The sequence below is a fragment of the Roseovarius sp. MS2 genome (genome assembly GCF_051447875.1).
GTDB classification, from domain to species: domain Bacteria; phylum Pseudomonadota; class Alphaproteobacteria; order Rhodobacterales; family Rhodobacteraceae; genus Roseovarius; species Roseovarius mucosus_A.
Genome location: NZ_JBKHVF010000001.1, coordinates 2,997,342 through 3,016,198, shown reverse-complemented (window position 1 = coordinate 3,016,198; position 18,857 = coordinate 2,997,342). Strand labels below are relative to the sequence as shown.

15 protein-coding genes, 1 tRNA gene and 2 pseudogenes are annotated in these 18,857 nt (G+C 62.0%); 7 read left to right on the top strand and 11 right to left on the bottom strand.

Annotated elements, in window-relative coordinates; translation table 11 throughout:
• Positions 1–8 precede the first annotated feature (8 nt).
• Positions 9–1,211: a pyridoxal-phosphate-dependent aminotransferase family protein gene (locus tag ACLGGT_RS14820; RefSeq protein ID WP_437196688.1), complete on the bottom strand. Its 1,203-nt coding sequence runs from the start codon at positions 1,209–1,211 to the stop codon at positions 9–11.
• Between the two features lie 166 nt (positions 1,212–1,377).
• Positions 1,378–2,061, bottom strand: coding sequence for a TIGR04283 family arsenosugar biosynthesis glycosyltransferase (locus tag ACLGGT_RS14815; protein WP_151978925.1), 684 nt, complete (start codon positions 2,059–2,061; stop codon positions 1,378–1,380).
• Positions 2,062–2,125: 64 nt separating this feature from the next.
• Between ACLGGT_RS14815 and ygfZ the strand changes: the two genes are divergently transcribed.
• The gene (gene ygfZ, locus ACLGGT_RS14810; protein ID WP_081508299.1) at positions 2,126–2,872 is read left to right on the top strand and encodes a CAF17-like 4Fe-4S cluster assembly/insertion protein YgfZ; all 747 of its coding nucleotides are present in this window, start codon (positions 2,126–2,128) and stop codon (positions 2,870–2,872) included.
• 51 nt (positions 2,873–2,923) lie between these two features.
• Here the strand turns inward: ygfZ and ACLGGT_RS14805 are convergent.
• The 3 genes from ACLGGT_RS14805 to lepA all read right to left on the bottom strand — a co-directional run bounded on the left by ACLGGT_RS14805 (position 2,924) and on the right by lepA (position 5,437).
• Positions 2,924–2,998 (bottom strand) — tRNA-Val (locus ACLGGT_RS14805).
• Between the two features lie 19 nt (positions 2,999–3,017).
• A complete protein-coding gene (locus ACLGGT_RS14800; RefSeq protein WP_422001894.1) occupies positions 3,018–3,545 on the bottom strand; it encodes an HU family DNA-binding protein in 528 nt (175 codons plus the stop codon).
• A 92-nt stretch (positions 3,546–3,637) separates the two neighbouring features.
• On the bottom strand, positions 3,638–5,437 hold the full coding sequence (gene lepA / locus ACLGGT_RS14795; protein WP_008281952.1) for a translation elongation factor 4: 1,800 nt from the start codon (positions 5,435–5,437) through the stop codon (positions 3,638–3,640).
• A gap of 164 nt (positions 5,438–5,601) precedes the next feature.
• Between lepA and ACLGGT_RS14790 the strand changes: the two genes are divergently transcribed.
• Positions 5,602–6,111: a PhnA domain-containing protein gene (locus ACLGGT_RS14790; RefSeq protein ID WP_437196687.1), complete on the top strand. Its 510-nt coding sequence runs from the start codon at positions 5,602–5,604 to the stop codon at positions 6,109–6,111.
• 3 nt (positions 6,112–6,114) lie between these two features.
• Here the strand turns inward: ACLGGT_RS14790 and ACLGGT_RS14785 are convergent, their stop codons facing one another.
• A complete protein-coding gene (locus tag ACLGGT_RS14785) occupies positions 6,115–6,903 on the bottom strand; it encodes a crotonase/enoyl-CoA hydratase family protein (RefSeq protein ID WP_437196686.1) in 789 nt (262 codons plus the stop codon).
• A gap of 108 nt (positions 6,904–7,011) precedes the next feature.
• On the opposite strand from ACLGGT_RS14785, the pseudogene ACLGGT_RS14780 reads away from it, so the two are divergent.
• Positions 7,012–8,114 (top strand): annotated as a pseudogene (locus tag ACLGGT_RS14780) (pyridoxal phosphate-dependent aminotransferase).
• 14 nt (positions 8,115–8,128) lie between these two features.
• On the opposite strand, the gene ACLGGT_RS14775 reads toward ACLGGT_RS14780, so the two are convergent.
• From ACLGGT_RS14775 to ACLGGT_RS14760, 4 genes are read right to left on the bottom strand one after another with little or no spacing between them, the layout of a single operon-like run.
• Positions 8,129–8,785: a DUF3726 domain-containing protein gene (locus ACLGGT_RS14775; protein WP_437196685.1), complete on the bottom strand. Its 657-nt coding sequence runs from the start codon at positions 8,783–8,785 to the stop codon at positions 8,129–8,131.
• On the bottom strand, positions 8,782–10,437 hold the full coding sequence (locus ACLGGT_RS14770) for a hypothetical protein (protein WP_437197424.1): 1,656 nt from the start codon (positions 10,435–10,437) through the stop codon (positions 8,782–8,784). Before ACLGGT_RS14770 ends, ACLGGT_RS14775 begins: the two co-directional genes overlap by 4 nt.
• Positions 10,438–10,457: 20 nt before the next feature.
• Positions 10,458–11,447: a membrane dipeptidase gene (locus ACLGGT_RS14765; protein ID WP_437196684.1), complete on the bottom strand. Its 990-nt coding sequence runs from the start codon at positions 11,445–11,447 to the stop codon at positions 10,458–10,460.
• Positions 11,444–12,898 carry an aldehyde dehydrogenase family protein gene (locus ACLGGT_RS14760; RefSeq protein ID WP_437196683.1) on the bottom strand — a complete coding sequence of 485 codons (1,455 nt, stop codon included), beginning with the start codon at positions 12,896–12,898 and terminating at the stop codon, positions 11,444–11,446. Before ACLGGT_RS14760 ends, ACLGGT_RS14765 begins: the two co-directional genes overlap by 4 nt.
• Before the next feature lie 139 nt (positions 12,899–13,037).
• On the opposite strand from ACLGGT_RS14760, the gene ACLGGT_RS14755 reads away from it, so the two are divergent.
• Positions 13,038–13,943 (top strand): LysR family transcriptional regulator, encoded by a 906-nt coding sequence (locus ACLGGT_RS14755; RefSeq protein WP_437196682.1) that lies wholly within the window; start codon positions 13,038–13,040, stop codon positions 13,941–13,943.
• 11 nt (positions 13,944–13,954) lie between these two features.
• Here the strand turns inward: ACLGGT_RS14755 and ACLGGT_RS14750 are convergent, their stop codons facing one another.
• The gene (locus ACLGGT_RS14750; protein ID WP_081508291.1) at positions 13,955–14,641 is read right to left on the bottom strand and encodes an arylesterase; all 687 of its coding nucleotides are present in this window, start codon (positions 14,639–14,641) and stop codon (positions 13,955–13,957) included.
• Here ACLGGT_RS14750 and ACLGGT_RS14745 point away from each other — a divergent pair.
• From ACLGGT_RS14745 to ACLGGT_RS14735, 3 genes and pseudogenes are all read left to right on the top strand, one after another.
• A complete protein-coding gene (locus tag ACLGGT_RS14745; protein ID WP_081508290.1) occupies positions 14,640–15,317 on the top strand; it encodes an ABC transporter ATP-binding protein in 678 nt (225 codons plus the stop codon). The two genes, ACLGGT_RS14750 and ACLGGT_RS14745, sit on opposite strands and share 2 nt — an antisense overlap.
• A pseudogene (locus tag ACLGGT_RS14740) lies at positions 15,314–17,835 on the top strand (ABC transporter permease). Before ACLGGT_RS14745 ends, ACLGGT_RS14740 begins: the two are co-directional and overlap by 4 nt.
• A 137-nt stretch (positions 17,836–17,972) precedes the next feature.
• Complete coding sequence (locus ACLGGT_RS14735; protein WP_422001909.1) at positions 17,973–18,839, top strand: inositol monophosphatase family protein; 867 nt, start codon at positions 17,973–17,975, stop codon at positions 18,837–18,839.
• Positions 18,840–18,857 lie beyond the last annotated feature (18 nt).

The following is an 18,857-nucleotide window of genomic DNA, read 5'->3' as shown; positions in this document are numbered from 1 at the left end:
ACCGCCCCCTAGCTCTTCCCTGAAATCACCCGTGCTGCCGCCTCAAGTCCGCCCGCGCCATGCGGAATATCAAGCGCAGTCAATCCTGCCTCGATTGAACCCAACGCACCCAAAACCATATGGGCGTTCACGTGTCCCATATGGCCTATGCGAAAAAATCCATGCCACGCCGGATCACCCGGTTCTGCCATTCCAAGGCCAATCCCAAGCGTTACGCCTGCATAGTCTTGTACCCAAGACCGCAGGCGTGACCCATGCGGTGCCCCGATCCGAAGCGCTGTCACGGCGCGGCTGCGCAGAGCGGGATCACTGATGTTAAGCTCAAGCGGCCCGCTCTGCCCCCATGTCTCACAGGCGGCCCAGATGGCACGGGCCAGCGTTTCATGGCGGACCCAAACCGCCTCGATGCCGCCCTCAGCCGCGATCAAGTCAAGCGCCGCGCGCAGGCCGTAAAGATGATGCGTCGGGGCTGTGCCGCCGAAGTATTGATAGAACATCTGCGGATCGGCGCGATGGGTCCAATCCCAATAGCGACTGACCAGCGGCAACCGCTTGCGCGCCTCCGCCGCCTTGTCCGAGAAGAACACAAACGCCAGACCGGGCGGCACCATCAGCCCCTTTTGGCTGCCTGCTACCATCACGTCGACGCCCCATGCGTCCATCTCGAACCGGTCACAGGCGAGCGAGGCAATACAATCAGCCATGAGGAGCGCAGGATGCCCCGCCGCATCCAGGGCCGCCCGCACTCCGGCGATGTCATTGAGCACCGAGGTCGAGGTATCGACATGGGTCGCCAGAACCGCCTTGATGTCGTGACGCGCATCGGTGCGCAGCACCTCTTCCAGACGGTTAAGATCAATCGGCGAGCGCTTGCCGAAATCGAGCATGTCGACGATGATCCCCTGCCCCTGCGCCACCTCAGCCCAGCCATGCCCAAACCGCCCCGTGGCCGGCACCAGCACGCGGTCGCCGGGGTGGAGCGTATTGGCCAATGCCGCCTCCCACGCCCCATGCCCGTTTGAGATATAGATCGTCGCATGTTGGCGCGTCCGCGCCACGGCACGCAGATCCGGAATAAGCCCCGCCGTCATCTCAATCAGATCGCCCTCATAGATATTCGGGGCAGCACGATGCATGGCCCGCAACACCTCTTCGGGCATGACCGAGGGACCGGGAATGGCCAGATAGGCGCGACCGTGGGCGAGGCTCATTTGGGGGATCTCCTGCTTCTTCGCGCCGCACCTTACGCCCTTGGCACGCGGCGTCAATCGCGGCAACGCTTGCTTGGCCCTGTGCGGCGGCGGCGTTTCAACGCCGCACCTCAGCAAGAAAATCCAAAATTTCTTGTATGTGGGAAACTATAGATTTCCTGCGCGTCTAGCGCTTGCGCCGATACGCCTTGGCCAGCTGCACGGGGTCCGTCCCGCAGAGATAGCGGATCAGCGTCCAGAGATTGCGCGCGCCCCGCCGCACCCATCCCTCGCGCCGATACCGCGCCGAAGAGGTTGTCACAGCCAAGGGCATCACCGAGATGCGCCCTTTCAGAGCGCGCGCCATGGCCACATCCTCCATCAGCGGTATATCTGCGTATCCGCCTGCCACGTCATAGGTCGCGCGCGGGATTAACAGCGCCTGATCCCCGTAGGGCAGGCCCAACACCCGGCTGCGCAGATTGGCCCAGCCAGCAACCAGCTGAGGCATAGGCCCGGTTGCATCAAACGACAGCCGAAAGGCAGCAGGCCCGCCTTGTTCAAATTGCGCGCTGACGGCATTTGCCCATCCGGCAGGCAAGACCGTATCGGCATGCAAGAACAGCAACCATCCCCCACCCGCTAGGTGCGCCCCGCGGCGCAATTGGCCGCCACGGGATGCGGCCCCCTTCACGACAACCGCCCCGGTGGCCTCGGCGATTTGCAACGTGGCATCGTCCGATCCGCCATCACTGATAATCAACTCTCGGATCAAGCCCGCCTCAAGCCCCTCCATCAGCGCGGCAAGGCACGCAGGTAGAACCGAAGCAGCGTTGAGTGTCGGAATCACCACCGAGAGTGCTGCGCGCATGATGACCCCTGTTGTGTCTGTTCTCGTGACCTATATTACAGGCGTACAACACGGGGGAAGAGGCATGACGCGCCGTATTCTGGAGATCACCGGCAAAGACGCCCTGCAATTTTTGCAGGGCCTTGTCACCAACGACCTGCAAAAATTGGATCATGGGCTCGTCTATGCTGCGATCCTGACACCGCAGGGCAAATATCTGGCGGATTTTTTGCTGTCGCGTCACGACGATGCGATCCGGCTTGATGTTGACGCAAGCCTTGCCCCGATGCTTTTGCAGCGGTTGACGATGTATAAACTGCGCGCCGACGTGACGATTAAAGAAACCGATCTCAAGGTGCGGCGGGGCACAGGCCCGGCTCCGCTTGGCGCACTCGTAGACCCGCGCCATGCCGATTTGGGGTGGCGTCTTTATGGCGAAACCGGCGGCGACGATGGCAGCGATTTCGACAGAATTCGCGTGGCGCATTGTATTCCCGAAACCGGGATCGAGCTGACCCCCGACACCTTTATTCTCGAGGCCGGGTTTGAACGCCTCAATGGTGTGGATTTCCGCAAGGGCTGTTACGTCGGTCAAGAGGTGACAGCCCGGATGAAACACAAGACAGAATTGCGCAAGGGTCTGACACTTGTGGCGGTGCATGGCGCGGCCCCTGTTGGGAGCGAAATTTTCACCCCTGAAGGCAAGGCTGCAGGCACGCTTTATACGCAGTCGGGCGGTCGCGGCATCGCTTATCTACGCCTCGACCGGGCGGCGGCAGGAATGACCTCTGGCGAGGCGCGCGTTGATCCCTTGTCGATCCCTACGCAATAGGGCTGGGGATCACCGCCAACACCCTGTTTTACATCACAAAATAGGAGATAATGGTGGGTGATAAGGGATTTGAACCCCTGACATCTTCGATGTGAACGAAGCGCTCTACCACTGAGCTAATCACCCGCCGTGGGGGCTTTTAGCGTCACTCTTCGCCCTGTGCAACACCCTCTTTCATATCTTCGTCACTGTCGTCGTCGTCAGCTTCGGTGTCGGGTCCGGCACCGGGTTTCGCTTGTCGGATTTTGGCGATGATGATGCGGGCATTGGCCATGTCACGCACCCGGTTGATTTTGATCTTGCCCAGGGGCGGCAGGTTGATTTCGCGGCCCTCCGCCAGAACTTCGCCCAAGACTTCTAGCACCGCCTCGACCACGGGCTTGGCATTCTTTTTCTTGATGTCACCCTTGGCCAGAACCTTGTCGATCAGTTCCTGCTTTTTCAACTCCGGCCCGCTGTCTGCCGGGATAGCCTCGGCGACGGCCAAAGTGATGACATTTCCGGTGTCGGTCTCGGCGCTCACAGTCTCGGCCACAACCGCGATCTCCGCCTCGGGTGCAGCCTCCTGAGGTGGGGCGACCTTTCGGGTAGTCCGGGGTTTGGCCGTACCAGTCTTGGTGGTGGTTCGGGTCGTCGTCTTGCGCGGGCTCTTGGTTTTGGCCTTGGTCGTCATGATGCGCCTCTATTGTTTCGCTGCTGGAAACACGCTAGCGCGCGGCGCGGCGTAACGCCAGTAAGAGTTGCACCGCGTCGCAGACAAGCTGCTTAGCTGTCCATCTTGAGTGCGGAAATGAACGCCTCTTGCGGGATGTCCACCTTGCCGAATTGGCGCATCTTCTTTTTGCCGGCCTTCTGCTTTTCCAAGAGCTTCTTTTTCCGCGTGGCGTCGCCACCATAGCATTTGGCGGTCACATCCTTGCGCAACGCCGAGAGCGTCTCGCGGGCGATCACCTTGCCACCGATGGCCGCCTGTATGGGGATCTTGAACATGTGGCGCGGGATCAGATCCTTGAGCTTTTCGCACATCGCCCGCCCGCGCATTTCAGCGCGGTCACGGTGGACCATCATCGAGAGGGCATCCACAGGTTCGTCATTCACGAGAACCTGCATCTTGACCAGACTATCCTCACGATACCCTTCAAGGTGATAGTCAAAGGATGCATAGCCCTTGGTCACGGATTTCAGCCGGTCGTAAAAATCGAACACCACCTCGTTGAGCGGCAAGTCATAGACAACCATCGCCCGCGCCCCGGCATAGGTCAGATCCATCTGGATGCCGCGCCGGTCCTGACAAAGTTTGAGCACATCGCCAAGGTATTCATCCGGCACCAGAATCGTCGCCTTGATGCGCGGCTCTTCGATATGACCCACATAGGTCAGATCGGGCATATCGGCAGGATTGTGCAGATCGCGCCGCGATCCGTCCTTCATGTAGAGGTGATAGATCACCGACGGGGCCGTGGTGATCAACTCGATATTGTATTCCCGCTCGATCCGGTCGCGGATCACTTCGAGGTGCAAGAGCCCGAGAAAGCCACAGCGAAACCCAAAGCCAAGCGCCGCCGATGTTTCCATCTCATAGCTGAACGAGGCGTCATTCAGTGCCAGCTTCTCGATTGCGTCGCGCAGATCCTCGAACTCGTTGGAATCTACAGGGAAAAGCCCGCAGAACACCACCGGCACAGAGGGTTTGAACCCCGGCAAGGCCTTGTCGCACGGGCGTTTTTCATGGGTGATGGTATCGCCCACCTTGGTATCGCGCACCTGCTTGATCGACGCGGTGATAAAGCCGATTTCGCCGGGTCCAAGACTCTCGACCTTTTCCATCTGCGGGCGGAAGACGCCGATCCGCTCGACATTATAGGTGGCCTCGGTCTGTATCATATGGATACGGTCGCCGCGTTTCATGCGTCCGTCCATGATCCGCACCAGAACGACCACGCCCAGATAGGCATCATACCAGCTATCCACCAGCATCGCCTTCAACGGTGCATTCTCATCGCCTTTCGGCGCGGGCAGATGTTTGACGATAGCCTCGAGCGTTTCAGCGATGCCGACACCAGTTTTTGCCGACACGCGAATGGCGCCGCTTGCATCAATGCCAATCACATCCTCGATCTGCTCGGCCACCCGGTCGCACTCGGACGCGGGCAAGTCGATCTTGTTGAGAATGGGAACAATTTCGTGACCTGCGTCAATCGCCTGATAGACATTGGCCAGCGTCTGCGCCTCGACGCCTTGTGTGCTGTCCACCACCAAAAGACTGCCCTCGACCGCGCGCATGCTGCGGCTGACCTCGTAGGCGAAATCCACATGTCCGGGCGTGTCGATCAGATTGAGCACATAAAGCTCGCCATTCTGCGCCTTGTAGTCGATGCGCACCGTATTGGCCTTGATCGTGATCCCCCGCTCGCGCTCGATGTCCATGGCATCCAGCATCTGCGCCTTCATATCACGGTCCTGCACCGTGCCGGTCGATTGGATCAACCGGTCAGCAAGGGTGGATTTGCCGTGGTCGATATGAGCCACGATCGAAAAATTGCGGATGTGAGCAAGGTCTGTCATAGCTTTGGCATATGTATGGGAATAGGCGTTTGGTCAAGGTGGGATGATGTGCCCAAACACGCGCAAATGCAGCCCCGCAACAGCGACGGTGCAGTCTAGGCTTTTTTCCCGTCCGTTCGGGGTCTAAGGGATCACAGCCCTCTCTTGAACCGGAGTTTCCCGTTATGCCTTGCGCCCTTTGTGCCGCCGATGCCCCGCTTAGTCCTTATGCCGTGTCGGGCGGGCCTGAGGCGGCCAGTGTCGATCTCTGCGCTCTTTGCGCCGATCAGATCGACGGCACGCTTGAGCCCGAGCATTGGCGCTGTCTTGCCTCGTCGATGTGGTCCGAGGATACCCCGGTTCAAGTTCTCGCGGCGCGCATCTTGGCCCGCCTCTCTGATCACGATTGGGCGCGGGATTTGGTCGATCAACTTTGGCTTGATGAGGACACCCGCGTATGGGTGGACAACCTGCCCCAAGATAGCGGCCACCGCGACAGTAACGGCGTGCCATTGGCGCAGGGCGATACCGTTGTTCTGATCAAGGATTTGCCGGTCAAAGGGGCTAATTTCACGGCCAAACGCGGCACGGCGGTGCGCGGCATTTCCCTTGTTCTTGACAACCCGGCCCATATCGAAGGCCGGGTCGAGGGGCAGCGTATCGTGATCCTGACCGAGTTCGTGAAGAAGCGCTGAGCGCTACCCCCGAAACACCGGCGCGCGCCCCGCCAGATTGGCCGAAATCTGCTCCATCTGATCCGGCTTGCCAATCAGGGCCGCCTGCTCGCGGCTCTCAGCCATCAGAATTGCGGCCTCATCGGCCCCGCTCTCGGCCACACCGATCAGGCGCTTTGCGGCGCGAATAGCCGAGGGGCTGCGGCCCGCAATCTCAGTTGCCAGATCTTGCGCCGCCGCCAGCGGATCATCCGCCAGTTCCGTGACCAGCCCCCAGGCCAAAGCCTGCGTCGCCGAAATCGGCCGCGCCGTATAGGTCATGCGCCGGATCACATCAGAGCCGGTCAAGTGCGGAAGGAGCGCCATGCCGCCCATATCGGGGATCAGTCCCCATTTCATCTCCATGATCGCAAGCTCTGTATCGGGTGCCGCAATCCGGATATCCGCCCCAAGCGCAAGCTGAAAGCCCGCGCCAAAAACAACCCCATGCAACGCCGCGATAACCGGCACTGGCACCTGCCGCCAGACCATCGCCACCGCTTGAAAGAGATTGCCCGTGCCATGGCTGCGCTGCAGGATCAGCCCCTCTGGATCCCCCGCCGCCAATTGCGCAAAGCTCATCACATCAAGACCGGCACAAAATGCCTTGCCCTCGCCGGACAACACCACGGCACGAATATCTGCCTCAATCAGCGCCTGCCCTGCGGCCACGATGGCCTCGGCCATAGTAGGATCAAGCGCATTGCGTTTATCCGCGCGGGTCAGCGTCACATGTGCGATGTGATCCCTGATCTCGGTCGTGACTCGGACCATGGCCATTCCTCCCTTTTGCGCCATGAAACACCACTCCCCTTGCTCAGACCAGCACTACGTCGCGGCACACCCTTGCAAGGCGGCGCGGCATCCCTTTAACTGCGCGCCATGACATATCCGCGCTATACCCCCTTGATCGAGAGCCTGCCCGCATCTGTCCCCTTTGTCGGGCCAGAGGAACAGGAACGCCAACGCGGCGCGCCTTTTGCCGCGCGCCTCGGGGCCAATGAAAATCTCTTTGGCCCCTCACCCCACGCGCTCGCCGCGATCCGGGCCGAGGCCGAGAATGTTTGGAAATATGGCGACCCCACCAGCCATGATCTGCGCGCAGCGCTTGCCGATCACATGGGCGTAGCGCTTGAGAATGTGCTGGTGGGTGAGGGCATAGACGGTCTTTTGGGCAATCTCGTGCGCCTGCTGATTGGCCCCGGCGATGCGGTCGTCACTTCTATCCCACCTTCAACTACCATGTGACTGGGTTTGGCGGGGCGCTACACAAAGTGCCCTACCGCGATGATCACGAAGATTTACCCGCGTTGATCGCCCGCGCGCATGAGGTCGGAGCGAAATTGATCTATTTCGCCAATCCCGACAATCCGATGGGCACTTGGGTGCCGGGTGCGGATGTGACCGCAGCGCTCGACACCCTGCCCGACGGGTGCATTCTGTGCCTGGACGAGGCCTATGTTGAATTCGCACCCGAGGGCACGGCAGCCGATATTGCCCCCGATGATCCCCGCGTCATCCGCATGCGGACATTCTCCAAGGCCTATGGCATGGCCGGGGCCCGCATCGGCTATGCGGTAGGGGCGGCTGCGCTGATCAAAAGCTTTGATAAGATCCGCAATCATTTCGGCATGAACCGTATGGCTCAGGTCGGGGCACTGGCCGCTCTCCACGACACCGGCTGGCTTGCGCATGTGCAGGCCGAGGTGCGGCGCTCTCGGGACAGTATTGCGCAGGTCGCCAAAGAAAACGGGCTAAGCGCGCTGCCCTCTGCCACCAATTTCGTCACGGTCGATTGTGGCCGCGACGGGGCCTATGCCCGCCGTGTTCTGGCCGGACTGGTGGCACGTGGTGTGTTTGTGCGCATGCCCTTTGTCGCGCCACAGGATCGCTGCATCCGCATCAGTTGCGGTCGGGCAGAGGAGATGGAGGTTTTGGCCAAAACCCTGCCAGAGGCGCTGCGCGACGCAGATCAAACCGGCTGATCTAAGGCCGGCCCTCAATCATTGTCGCTCGATTGCGCCCCAGCACGTTGCCGGGACACATCCGATGCGGGAACGGTCGTCAAAAGCGCCAAACCATCCAGTGTTGTCCACACATCCCGGTCAATGCGCCCGTCGAACTGGCCCGGCGCAGCCGCTGCACTGGATTTTGCCAAACTGATCGTCACCTCTACCCCAGAGCGGTCGCCCATCCCGCGCATCGCGGACAAATCCGGCACCGGCTCTGACCCAGTCAGACAGATCGTTTGTGACCCAAGGTCCAAATCCAGCGGCGCACCCAATCGCTCGGCCACCCGTGCCAAGAAGGGCACAAGCAGCAATGGCTCGACCACATCCTGAAGCGTTACCGGCAGCGCACATGGCCCCTCTGGCAATCCGGCGTGGTCCATCAGTACGATGCCCTTCAGCAAGGGACAGGTGGCATCGCGCCGTTCCAGAACCCGCAACAGCATCGCTGTCCCCGGCAAGCCAGCCCGCGCAAGCCAGCCGCAGGCCCAGCCCGCCTCTTCCGCCTCACCCCAGCTTAGCCCCGCACCGCGCGCCGCCTTGGTCGCGAGTGCCGTAATTTCGGACAGGGAGAGTTGCATCACCTCCCTTGCCCAGTCTGGCGGCTCTGAGCCCGCGCGCGTCGGGTCTTGGGCGCACTCGGTCATAGGTTTGCCCCCATCGCCATATCCTGCGGATAGGGCGCACCCTGAAAGAGACTGATCCGCACCCAGCGATCCGAGCGGGGATCGAACCGCGTCGCGCCAAAGAACGCCAGCTTGCAGCGCAAAAGATCAATCGGCAGCACATCGGCGGCAATCAGATTGTCGCGCACCTCGGCCAAGGGGCGTGTCGCCGCCATCTGCACGCGGCGCAGCATAAGCCTATGCTCTGGCGCGGCCAGCAAGACCTTTGCAATCGGCGCGTCCTCGGGCCACTCCAAGAGTGCCCGCGCCAAGGCCGCCGCCTGCCGCGAGATATCCAGTGGCAATTCGCGCTCTGCGCCCGGCTCTGCCGCCCGTTCGCCCAAACGCGGCTCGAGCTTTTCCTCGGAGACATACCAGAACCGCGCGCAGCCTTCGGGCGTGTCGTGATCCAGCGCCATTGCCCAGCCATACCGCTCAGACAAAATCGCCCGCGCCCGCGCCACCGTCATCGCACCGTCGATGCCAAAGGCGCTGTCTTCGTCGGCGGCCATGCAGTCGGCCAGACCATCCACCAGATCACCATGCGGTTCTATCATCGCGGCGGCCAGCGCCTCTTGCGCCTCAAGCGGTAGCAGCCCCTCGGCCCAGCGCCAGAGCGCATCCCACGGATGATCGCCGTGGGGGTCCCAACCCGCGCACAGATGCGCGCAGACCGCAGCCAATCCGTCGCGCAACTCCAGCAGCCGCGCCTGTTGCACCGGGTGTCCGCTCTGCCAACCTTGCGCATTCACCTGCGCGGCCTGCAGCGCCACCTCGAATCCCGCCAAAGTCTCGGGTGTGGCCGTCGCTTGGGCGCGCACCCGCGCCAACGCTTCTTCCCGCGCCATCATCCAGTTGTTGAGCAAGACCGGATGCCGCACCAAAAAGGGGGCCATGCCAAGGCCGGTAGAATTACCCACGCCCAGCATGCGCCGCAGCTCCGGGGCCAATGGCACCGCAAGCGCGCCGCCCCGCACCCGAGCCAGATGCTCGACCAGATCAACCGTGTAGGCCCGCGTCAGCCAGACCGACAGCATTTCGGCCTGAAACGGTGCGCGCATTTCGGGGCGCCCGGCAATCCGTGCGCGATCCGCAGCGCCGAACTTGCCCGAGCCATAGACCGCAGTTGTGCGCATCAAATAACCGGTCTCGGTCAGCTCTGCTGCATCAGGCTGCTGCCCCGCCGCCAACCGTGCGACCACATGGTCAAAGAGGCGAACAGACTTGTTTGCACGGCTCAGGCTTAACTCACGCGGACTGACGCGCCCCGCCTCTTGCACAGGCACATTCAACGCCAGCCGCTCCAAATCCTCGGCATCAGGCGTTCCATCAAAGAGTGTGAAGGTCGCGTCCCACGCCGTCGCTATTACCCGATCCGAGCGCATCTCGTCCGGCAAGTCATGCCCAAAGGCCACAAGACTATAGGTCCTCTCAGGACCAATGGCGCGGTAAACCGCCCGCCCCTGCCCACGCGCGTCAAATTCCCAGACCGGGCGGTCAAACTGCCAGCCCTCTTGCTGCACGCGCCGCAACATCTGGCGCAGAAAGGACAGCCGCGTCGGATGCGCAGCCCCCATCCGTGCCAGACGCATCACAACATCCGGGCTTCGCCGATACTGCGCCGCCTCGGGCATCGGATTGAGCGCGCCGCAGGTCACAGCGCGGCCTCGTTCGGCCCGAAACTCTCGCGAAAGAACCGCAGCCAATTGCCACCCATGATGGCCTCGACTTCTGCAATGCTCATTCCCACGGCGCGCAATCCGTCAGAGATCGCGCCGAAATGCCGGTTATCCTGAAACCACTCTGGCATCGGCGGAAATCCGGGGGCGTCAGCGCTGCCCTCGCCGTAATCGACCGCCTTGGTCCAACGCCCCGACCGCATCCAGTCCACCACCGAGTCGGGCTGATCCTGACAGAGGTCGCTCCCGATTCCGAGCCGCTCGACCCCCATCCGCTCGGCCGTGCGCGCCATCATCTCGCAAAAGGATGACACGGTGCAGCCCCCGCCACCCTGCAAGTGATGTGGATAGAGCGAGAAGCCCAGCATGCCACCCGATTCCGCCAAGGCACCCAGCACGCGGTCAGATTTGTTGCGCCGCGCAGCATGCCACGTCGCGGGATTGGCATGGGTGATCGCAATCGGGCGGGTTGAGTGGGCAATCGCCTCAAGTGTAGAGCGCTCGCTCGAATGGCTCATATCGACCACCAGCCCGACGCGGTTCATCTCTGCCACCACCTCGCGCCCCATCCGGGTCAAACCCGTATCCTCTGCCTCATAGCAACCCGTCGCCAGCAGGGACTGATTGTTATAGGTCAATTGCATGAAGCGAAGTCCCAGCCGGTGCAGAACCTCGACCAGCCCGATATCATCCTCGATACAGCTTGGATTCTGAGCACCAAAGAAAATCGCCGTGCGCCCGGTCTCTTTTGCACGGGTCACGTCCTCGGCCCCAAACCCCTGAAAGATCAGATCCGGAAACCGCTCGAACTGCCGGTTCCACGCCTCGATGTTCAGGACTGTTTCGCGAAAACTCTCATGATAGGTGATGGTGACATGCACCGCATCCACGCCACCCGCGCGCATCTGGCGGAATATCTTTTCCGACCAATTGGCATATTGCAGCCCGTCGATCACCACGCTCATTCCGGCAGCCCCCGTGCCACATAGGCAGTTTTGACGGTCGTGTAGAACTCGGCGGCATATTGCCCCTGTTCGCGCGATCCAAAACTGGACGCGCCGCGCCCGCCAAAGGGCACGTGGTAATCCGTGCCCGCCGTGGGCAAGTTCACCATCACCGTGCCCGCCCGCATATTGGCGCGAAAGTGGTTGGCGCGCGCCAAGCTGCGGGTCATGATTCCAGCGGTCAGACCGAATTCGCTGTCATTGGCGATGCTCAGCGCCTCGTCATAACTGGCGGCTTTGATCACACAGGTGATTGGCGCGAACATTTCTTCGCGGTTAATCGCCATATCGTTGCGCGTGCCCGCAAAGACCGCCGGTGCCATGTAATATCCATCGGTCGCGCGTTCCAACCGTTCTCCGCCACACAAAAGCTCTGACCCCTCTGCCTTACCCTTTTCGATATAGGCCAGATTTTGCGCGAGTTGGTCGGCGCTGACAACTGGTCCGATCTGTGTGCCTGCGTCCAACGCATGCCCAACCTGAAGCGCCCGCGCCGCATCCGCCAGCCGCGCCACGAATTCATCATGCACCGCCGCATGCACGATCAATCTTGAGGCGGCGGTGCATTTCTGCCCCGTGCCGCCAAAGGCCGCCCCCGCCGCATGGGCAACCGCCATATCGAGATCGGCATCGTCGAGGATCAGCATCGGGTTCTTTGATCCCATCTCCATCTGCAGCTTGGTCATGTTGGGCACCGCAGCCGCGGCAATGCCCCGCCCGACGTTGACCGAACCGGTAAAGCTGATGGCATCAATGCCGGGATGCGATACCAGCGCTTCGCCCACCGCGCGCCCCGGCCCCATCACAAGGTTGAAAAGACCGCGTGGCATATCCTGTCGCGCAATGATCTCGGCCAGCGCCACCGCGCTTGCCGGCGTCAGATTGGCCGGTTTCCACACCACCGCATTGCCAAAGGCCAAAGCGGGCGCGATTTTCCACGCAGGCGTCGCCACCGGGAAATTCCACGGGCTGACAATCGCCACGACGCCCACAGGTTCGCGGCGCACATCAATATCAATCTCGGGGCGCACACTCTGGGCGAAATCCCCCATCTGGCGCAGCACTTCGGCGGCGTAGTAGCAAAAGAACTGCCCGGCACGATAGACCTCGCCCGCACCCTCGGTACGCGGCTTGCCCTCTTCTCGGGCGACCATGCCACCAATCTCAGGGCTGCGGGCCATCAACTCGGTGCCAATGGCCATCAACACATCATGCCGCTTTTGTATGCCAGCCGCCCACCAGGCAGGCTGCGCCGCCCGCGCCGCTGCAATCGCCTCGTCCAGATCGGCGCGGTCGGCCTGTGCATAGGTGCCGATCAAATCCGATACGTCCGACGGGTTGCGGTTCTCGATCCGCGTGTCTGACCCGCGCCAATCGCCTGCAATGAAATTTCCGGTCTGTGGCACCGTCATACGCTCGTCCCTTTCCGTCGATCCGTCACTTTGCGGGGCTTCGCCCGCCTCGGCAGACGATCCGCGATTGACCGAATTAAGGCAAACAAATATAACTGCATCCAACTTCAGTTTCCCTGAAACATCCAACAGGCCAGCCATGATCCGGACCGAAGCCCTGCGCGCCTTTGTCACCGTCACCGAACATGGCAATATCCGCGATGCTGCGGAAATCCTTTGCCGAACGCAGTCGGCGGTCTCGATGACCCTCAAGCAGCTTGAGGCGGAATTAGGGGGGCCGCTGTTTGAAAGCGACCGCAAAAGCAAACTGACAGACCTCGGAACCTTCGTGCTCGATGTTGTGGGGCCCTTGTTGCGCGACCATGACCGTGCGCTAGAGCTGATCACCGGCTATGCGCGGGGGTACTCGGGCCGTCTGCGGATTGCGGCGGTCCCCTCGGTGGCGGCGCTGATCCTGCCCGCCATTCTCAAGACCTTTGTAGAGGCCCGCCCCGAGGCCGAAATTGATCTTTACGACACCGACAGCGCCAGCGTTCGCGAAATGCTCTTGCGCGGGGACACCGATCTTGGTCTGGCCAGCCCCGCAGCAGAGCCCGACGGGCTGCGCGCGATTCCTCTTTTCACCGATGCCTTGGTCTTTGTGTGCAACGCGGCACATCCGCTGGCAGCCGAGACGCGACCGCTTGCGTGGCATCAACTGAGCGGCGAGCGCTTGATTTTGAACGAAACCCTCAGCGCGCTATCGACGCCCGAGTTCAAAACCCTCGCGGCGCGTGCGCGCCTCTCGGTGCGCAACCTGACATCGCTTTTGGCGATGGTGCAGGCCGACGCGGGCGACACGATCCTGCCCGGGCTGGCCACCCGCGCCTTGCCCGACGGCGTTGTAACGCGACCGCTGGCCGATGCCGCCTGTCTGCGGCGCGTCAGCCTGCTGGTGCGCGACGGACGCACACCCAGCCCGGTAGCGGCTGCCTTCATCGACGTGCTCTGCGACGCGCTGCCCGATATGGCGCAGCGCTTTGGCCTGCGCGAACCCTGGAGCTAGGGGCGTCGGCGTTACTCCGCCTGCGCCGCCTCGATCAAGGCGCGCAGGTGCGGCCCCAAGCCCTCGACGATGCGCGCCACACCTTCGGCATTGGGATGAATGCCATCCGCCTGAAACCATTGCTGCAAAGCCGCAGGATCGCCGCCGCCCAGCCCCGCGAAGAAATCCGGCGCATAGAACGCGCCATAAGCCTCTGACAGTTCTGGATAAATCGCATCGAAAGAAGATTTATACTCGGCCCCATAATTGCCCGGAGCCGAGAGGCCAACCAGCAAAACCTCGACCTCATTCGCCTGCGCTATTCTCAGGATACTCTCGAGATTGCGGCGACTGACCGCCGGATCAATGCCACGCAAAAGATCATTGCCACCCAAAGTAACAATCATCGCATCCACCTCGGGCGTTAGGCTCCACTCCACCCGAGCCGCCCCGCCCGCCGTGGTATCGCCGGACACGCCCGCATTGATCAATTCCGCCTCAACCCCTTGATCCTCCAACCATTTCCGCATCTGCGGAACCAACCCATCCTGCTCTGGCAGGCCGTAACCTTGGGTCAAACTGTCGCCAAGGGCCAGAACCGTGACCGGCTCTGCCGCCATCACGGGGCTGACAAGGCAGAGAAACGCCGCTACCACCTTGCCCAAGGGCCGCGCGGCCCCATATGTCAGAAAACCTTTGTAAATCAGGCGCAAACGCATGAGTTCTCCTATCCTGTCCCTCACCGACGTCACGCTGTCACTGGAGGGGAATGCCGGTCTCGTGCGCATACTTCACGGGATTTCACTCGATGTCCACAAGGGCGAGACCTTGGGCCTGATCGGGCCCTCCGGCTCTGGCAAATCTTCGCTGTTGATGCTCATGGGCGGATTGGAGCGCGCCACCTCTGGGCGCATCACGGCCTTGGGCCAAGACCTTTCGGCGATGAACGAAGATCAACTGGCGCGCTTGCGGCGTGAGAATTTTGGCGTGGTGTTCCAGTCTTTTCACCTTATTCCAACGATGACAGCGCTCGAAAATGTAGCAACTCCCCTCGAACTTGCGGGCGTTGCAGATGCCCATGGCCGCGCGCAAGAGGAACTGTCAACCGTAGGGCTTGCGGCGCGCGCAGGCCATTACCCCTCGCAGCTATCGGGTGGCGAGCAACAGCGCGTGGCCCTTGCCCGCGCCGCAGCACCCCGCCCGGCCATCATCCTCGCGGATGAGCCGACCGGCAATCTCGACAGCACGACAGGGGCGAGCATCATCGACCTGCTCTTTGGCCTGCGTGACCGGCATGGGGCGACACTGGTGCTTGTCACCCATGACCCCGAGCTTGCGGCACGGTGTGACCGCGTGATCAGCCTGCGCGATGGCCGCGTCGAGGCCGCCGCATGAGCCTGCGCATAGCGGCCCGCCTTGCCCGGCGCGAATTGCGCGGCGGCCTGCGTGGCTTTCGCATCTTTCTGGCGTGCGTGATCTTGGGCGTGGCGGCAATCGCCGCAGTGGGCACCCTGCGCGAGAGCATCCGCGCAGGCATGAGCGAACAGGGCGCAGCCATTCTCGGCGGTGATGCGGAACTGGAACTGACCTACCGTTTTGCCAGCGAAGACGAATTCGCGTGGATGGCCCGCAACGCCGATGCCGTCTCGGAAATTGCGGATTTTCGCTCTATGGCGATTGCCCCTGACGGACGCCGCGAACTGACACAGTTGAAAGCCGTGGATCACGCGTATCCATTGGTGGGCACTGTGGTTCTATCCCCCGACATGCCACTGGATGTGGCATTTGGTGGCGCGGGCGGTGTGCCCGGCGCAGTGATGCAGCCGATTTTGGCGGCCCGGTTGGGCATTACGGTGGGCGACACCTTTCGCTTGGGCGAACGCGAGTTTCGACTGATGGCTGAACTTGTGAAAGAGCCGGATCAAACACGCGCAGGATTTGGCCTTGGCCCCCGGACTATTGTCAGCCGCGCCAATTTGGACGGCTCTGGCCTGCTCAGCGCAGGCTCGTTGTTCACCACCAAATATCGCCTCGATCTTCCAGAGGGCACTGATCTGGCGGCATTTGAAGCGCGCGCGCTGCAAGAGCTTGATGGCTCCGGCTTTCGCTGGTCGGATGCCCGAAACGCCAGCCCGCGTGTCGCAGAATTCGTGACCCGCCTTGGGGCGTTCCTGGTTCTTGTCGGGCTCTCCGGGCTTGCGGTCGGGGGGTTGGCATCTCGGCAGCGCTGCGCGCCTATCTTGCAGGCAAAGTGCAGGTCATCGCCACATTGCGCACCCTTGGGGCCGATCAACGGACGATTTTCCTGACCTATTTCATTCAGGTCGGCGTGCTGGCGCTGCTTGGCATTATTGGCGGCCTGATCCTCGGCGTGGGGCTGCCGGTACTCCTCGGGCCTGTGATCGCGGCGCGGCTACCCGTGCCTGCCATCTTCGCCCCCTATGCCGCCCCCATGGCAGAGGCCGCGCTCTACAGCGTGCTCAGCGTGCTGATCTTTACACTCTGGCCCCTTGCGCGCGCGCGAAACATCCGCGCGGCCGCCCTCTATCGTGAAGCGGCGGGCGCAACACGTCGCTGGCCCGGTTGGCCTTGGATCGCGACAACCCTTGGGCTGATCGCGCTGCTTCTTTTGGCTGCAATGCTCTTTTCTGGCAACACCCCGCTCACCCTATGGACAGCGGGCGGTATCGGTGCTGCGCTCTTGGTTCTCACCTTGGCGGCCATGCTTGTCCAACGGCTGGCCCGCAGCCTGCGCCCGCGCCTGCGCGGTCGACCTGCCCTTGGCTGGGCGCTTGGCGCAATTGGCGGGCCGGGTACAACTGCAGGGCCAGTGATGCTCTCGCTTGGCCTCGGTCTGGCTGTTCTGGCAGCCGTGGGGCAAATCGACGGCAACCTGCGCCGCGCCATCGCCGCCGACCTGCCAGAGCGCGCGCCCTCCTTTTTCTTTGTCGACCTGCAAAAGGATCAGATGGACTGGTTCCTGGACCGGCTAGAGACCGACCAAGCCGTCAGCCGCATCGACAATGCGCCGATGCTGCGAGGCATCATCAGCCGTATCAATGGCCGCCCCGCAACAGAGGTGGCACCGGGGCATTGGGTGGTCGAGGGCGACCGCGCCGTGAGCTACGCCGATGCCCTGCCCGCCCGCACCACAATCACCGCCGGCACGTGGTGGGGTGAAGGCTATAGCGGTGCACCGCAACTCAGTTTTGCCGCTGAAGAGGCGATGGAAATGGGCATCGGCATTGGTGATGAAATCACCGTCAACATTCTGGGCCGCGATATCACAGCCCCCATCACCTCGCTGCGAGAGGTGGATTTTTCCAGCGTCGGGATGGGCTTTGTCCTTTTGATGAACCCGGCGGCGGTGGCCGGCGCGCCACATACCTTCATCGCCACAGTCTATGCCGATGACCAAGAAACCGAGGAAAACATCCTGCGCGACGTGACCGACCGGTTCGCCAATGTGACCGCGATCAACGTTCGCGATGCGCTAAGCCAAGTGACCGACCTCTTGGCGGGTCTGGCCTCGGCCACCTCATGGGGGGCGTCAATCACACTGCTTACCGGTTTTCTGGTGCTCATTGGCGCGGCAGCGGCCGATCAGCGCGCGCGCACCTATGAGGCAGCCATCCTCAAAACCCTCGGGGCCACGCGCGGCCGGATCCTCACCAGCCTCGTTTTGCGAGCCCTTATCCTTGGGGGTGCCGCCGGGGGGGTGGCCTTGGGCGCTGGCATCGGTGGTGGTTGGGCTGTCAGCCATTTCGTGATGGACACCTCATTTACCGTAATCTGGCCCTCTGCCATTGGGATCATCTTTGGCGGCATGTTGGTCACACTATTGGCGGGGCTTGTCTTTGCCTTGGGCCCGCTGCGCGCGCGTCCGGCACGGACCCTGCGCGCGCGCGAATAAGCCCGCGCCGAGCCGGTTTCTTTTTGGCTGAAATACTCTGGGGGTCTGGGGGTGAAACCCCCGGTCTTTAAGGCCAATGCCGCGTTGATTTCAGTTCCCAAGGCTGGCACTCCACCAGAGCCCCGACAGGAGATGACATGACCGATTCGCTGCCTATCCCGCTCTCTGCTCCGCTCACGCCAGCGCAACAGACCATGCTGGTCAATCTCGTGCGCCGCGCCGCGCGGGCCGAAATCATGCCACGGTTTCGCACGGTGACACGGGCCGACGCCAGCACCAAATCCGGGCCGCATGATCTGGTGACCGAGGCCGATCATCAGGCCGAGGCGATGCTGGCGCGGGGGCTGCAACGGATGTTTCCCCATGCGCTGATCGTGGGCGAAGAGGCGGTGGCAGCCAAGCCGACCCTGCGCGAGGATGTGTCCGAGGCGGAACTGGCCTTTATCATCGACCCGGTGGACGGCACCTGGAACTTTGTGCACGGCCTGCCGCTCTTTGGTGTGATCATCGCCGTCACCCGCTTTGGCCGCCCGGTACTGGGCCTGCTGTATGACCCTGTCTCGGATGACTGGGTTATCGCCGATGAGGCTGCGCCTGCGAGAATGGCGACGGTTCAGGGTGCAGAGCGTCTTGTGCGCGTGTCAGGCGGCGGGGCTTTGGCAGAATTGCAAGGCTATATGCACTTCTCTCTTATGCCGAAGGACCGGCAAGAAAAGCTGGCCCCCCTGTTACCCGCGCTCGGGCGGTGTAACGCCCTGCGCTGTTCTTGCCATGAATACCGTCTTTTGGCGCAAGGGGCCGTCGATTTCGTCATGTCAGAGGTTCTCAACCCCTGGGATCATGCGGCGGGCGTGCTCATCTGTCAGCAGGCCGGCGGCGTGGCGCGGATGCTGGATGGGCGCGATTACAATACTTCAATCACCCAGGGAACTCTCCTGAGTGCTGCAAATGAGGCAACTTGGCTCAGTTTAAAGGATCATTTCGCCTGTCTTTTGGAAAGCTGAAGCCAGAAAATCTTTTCA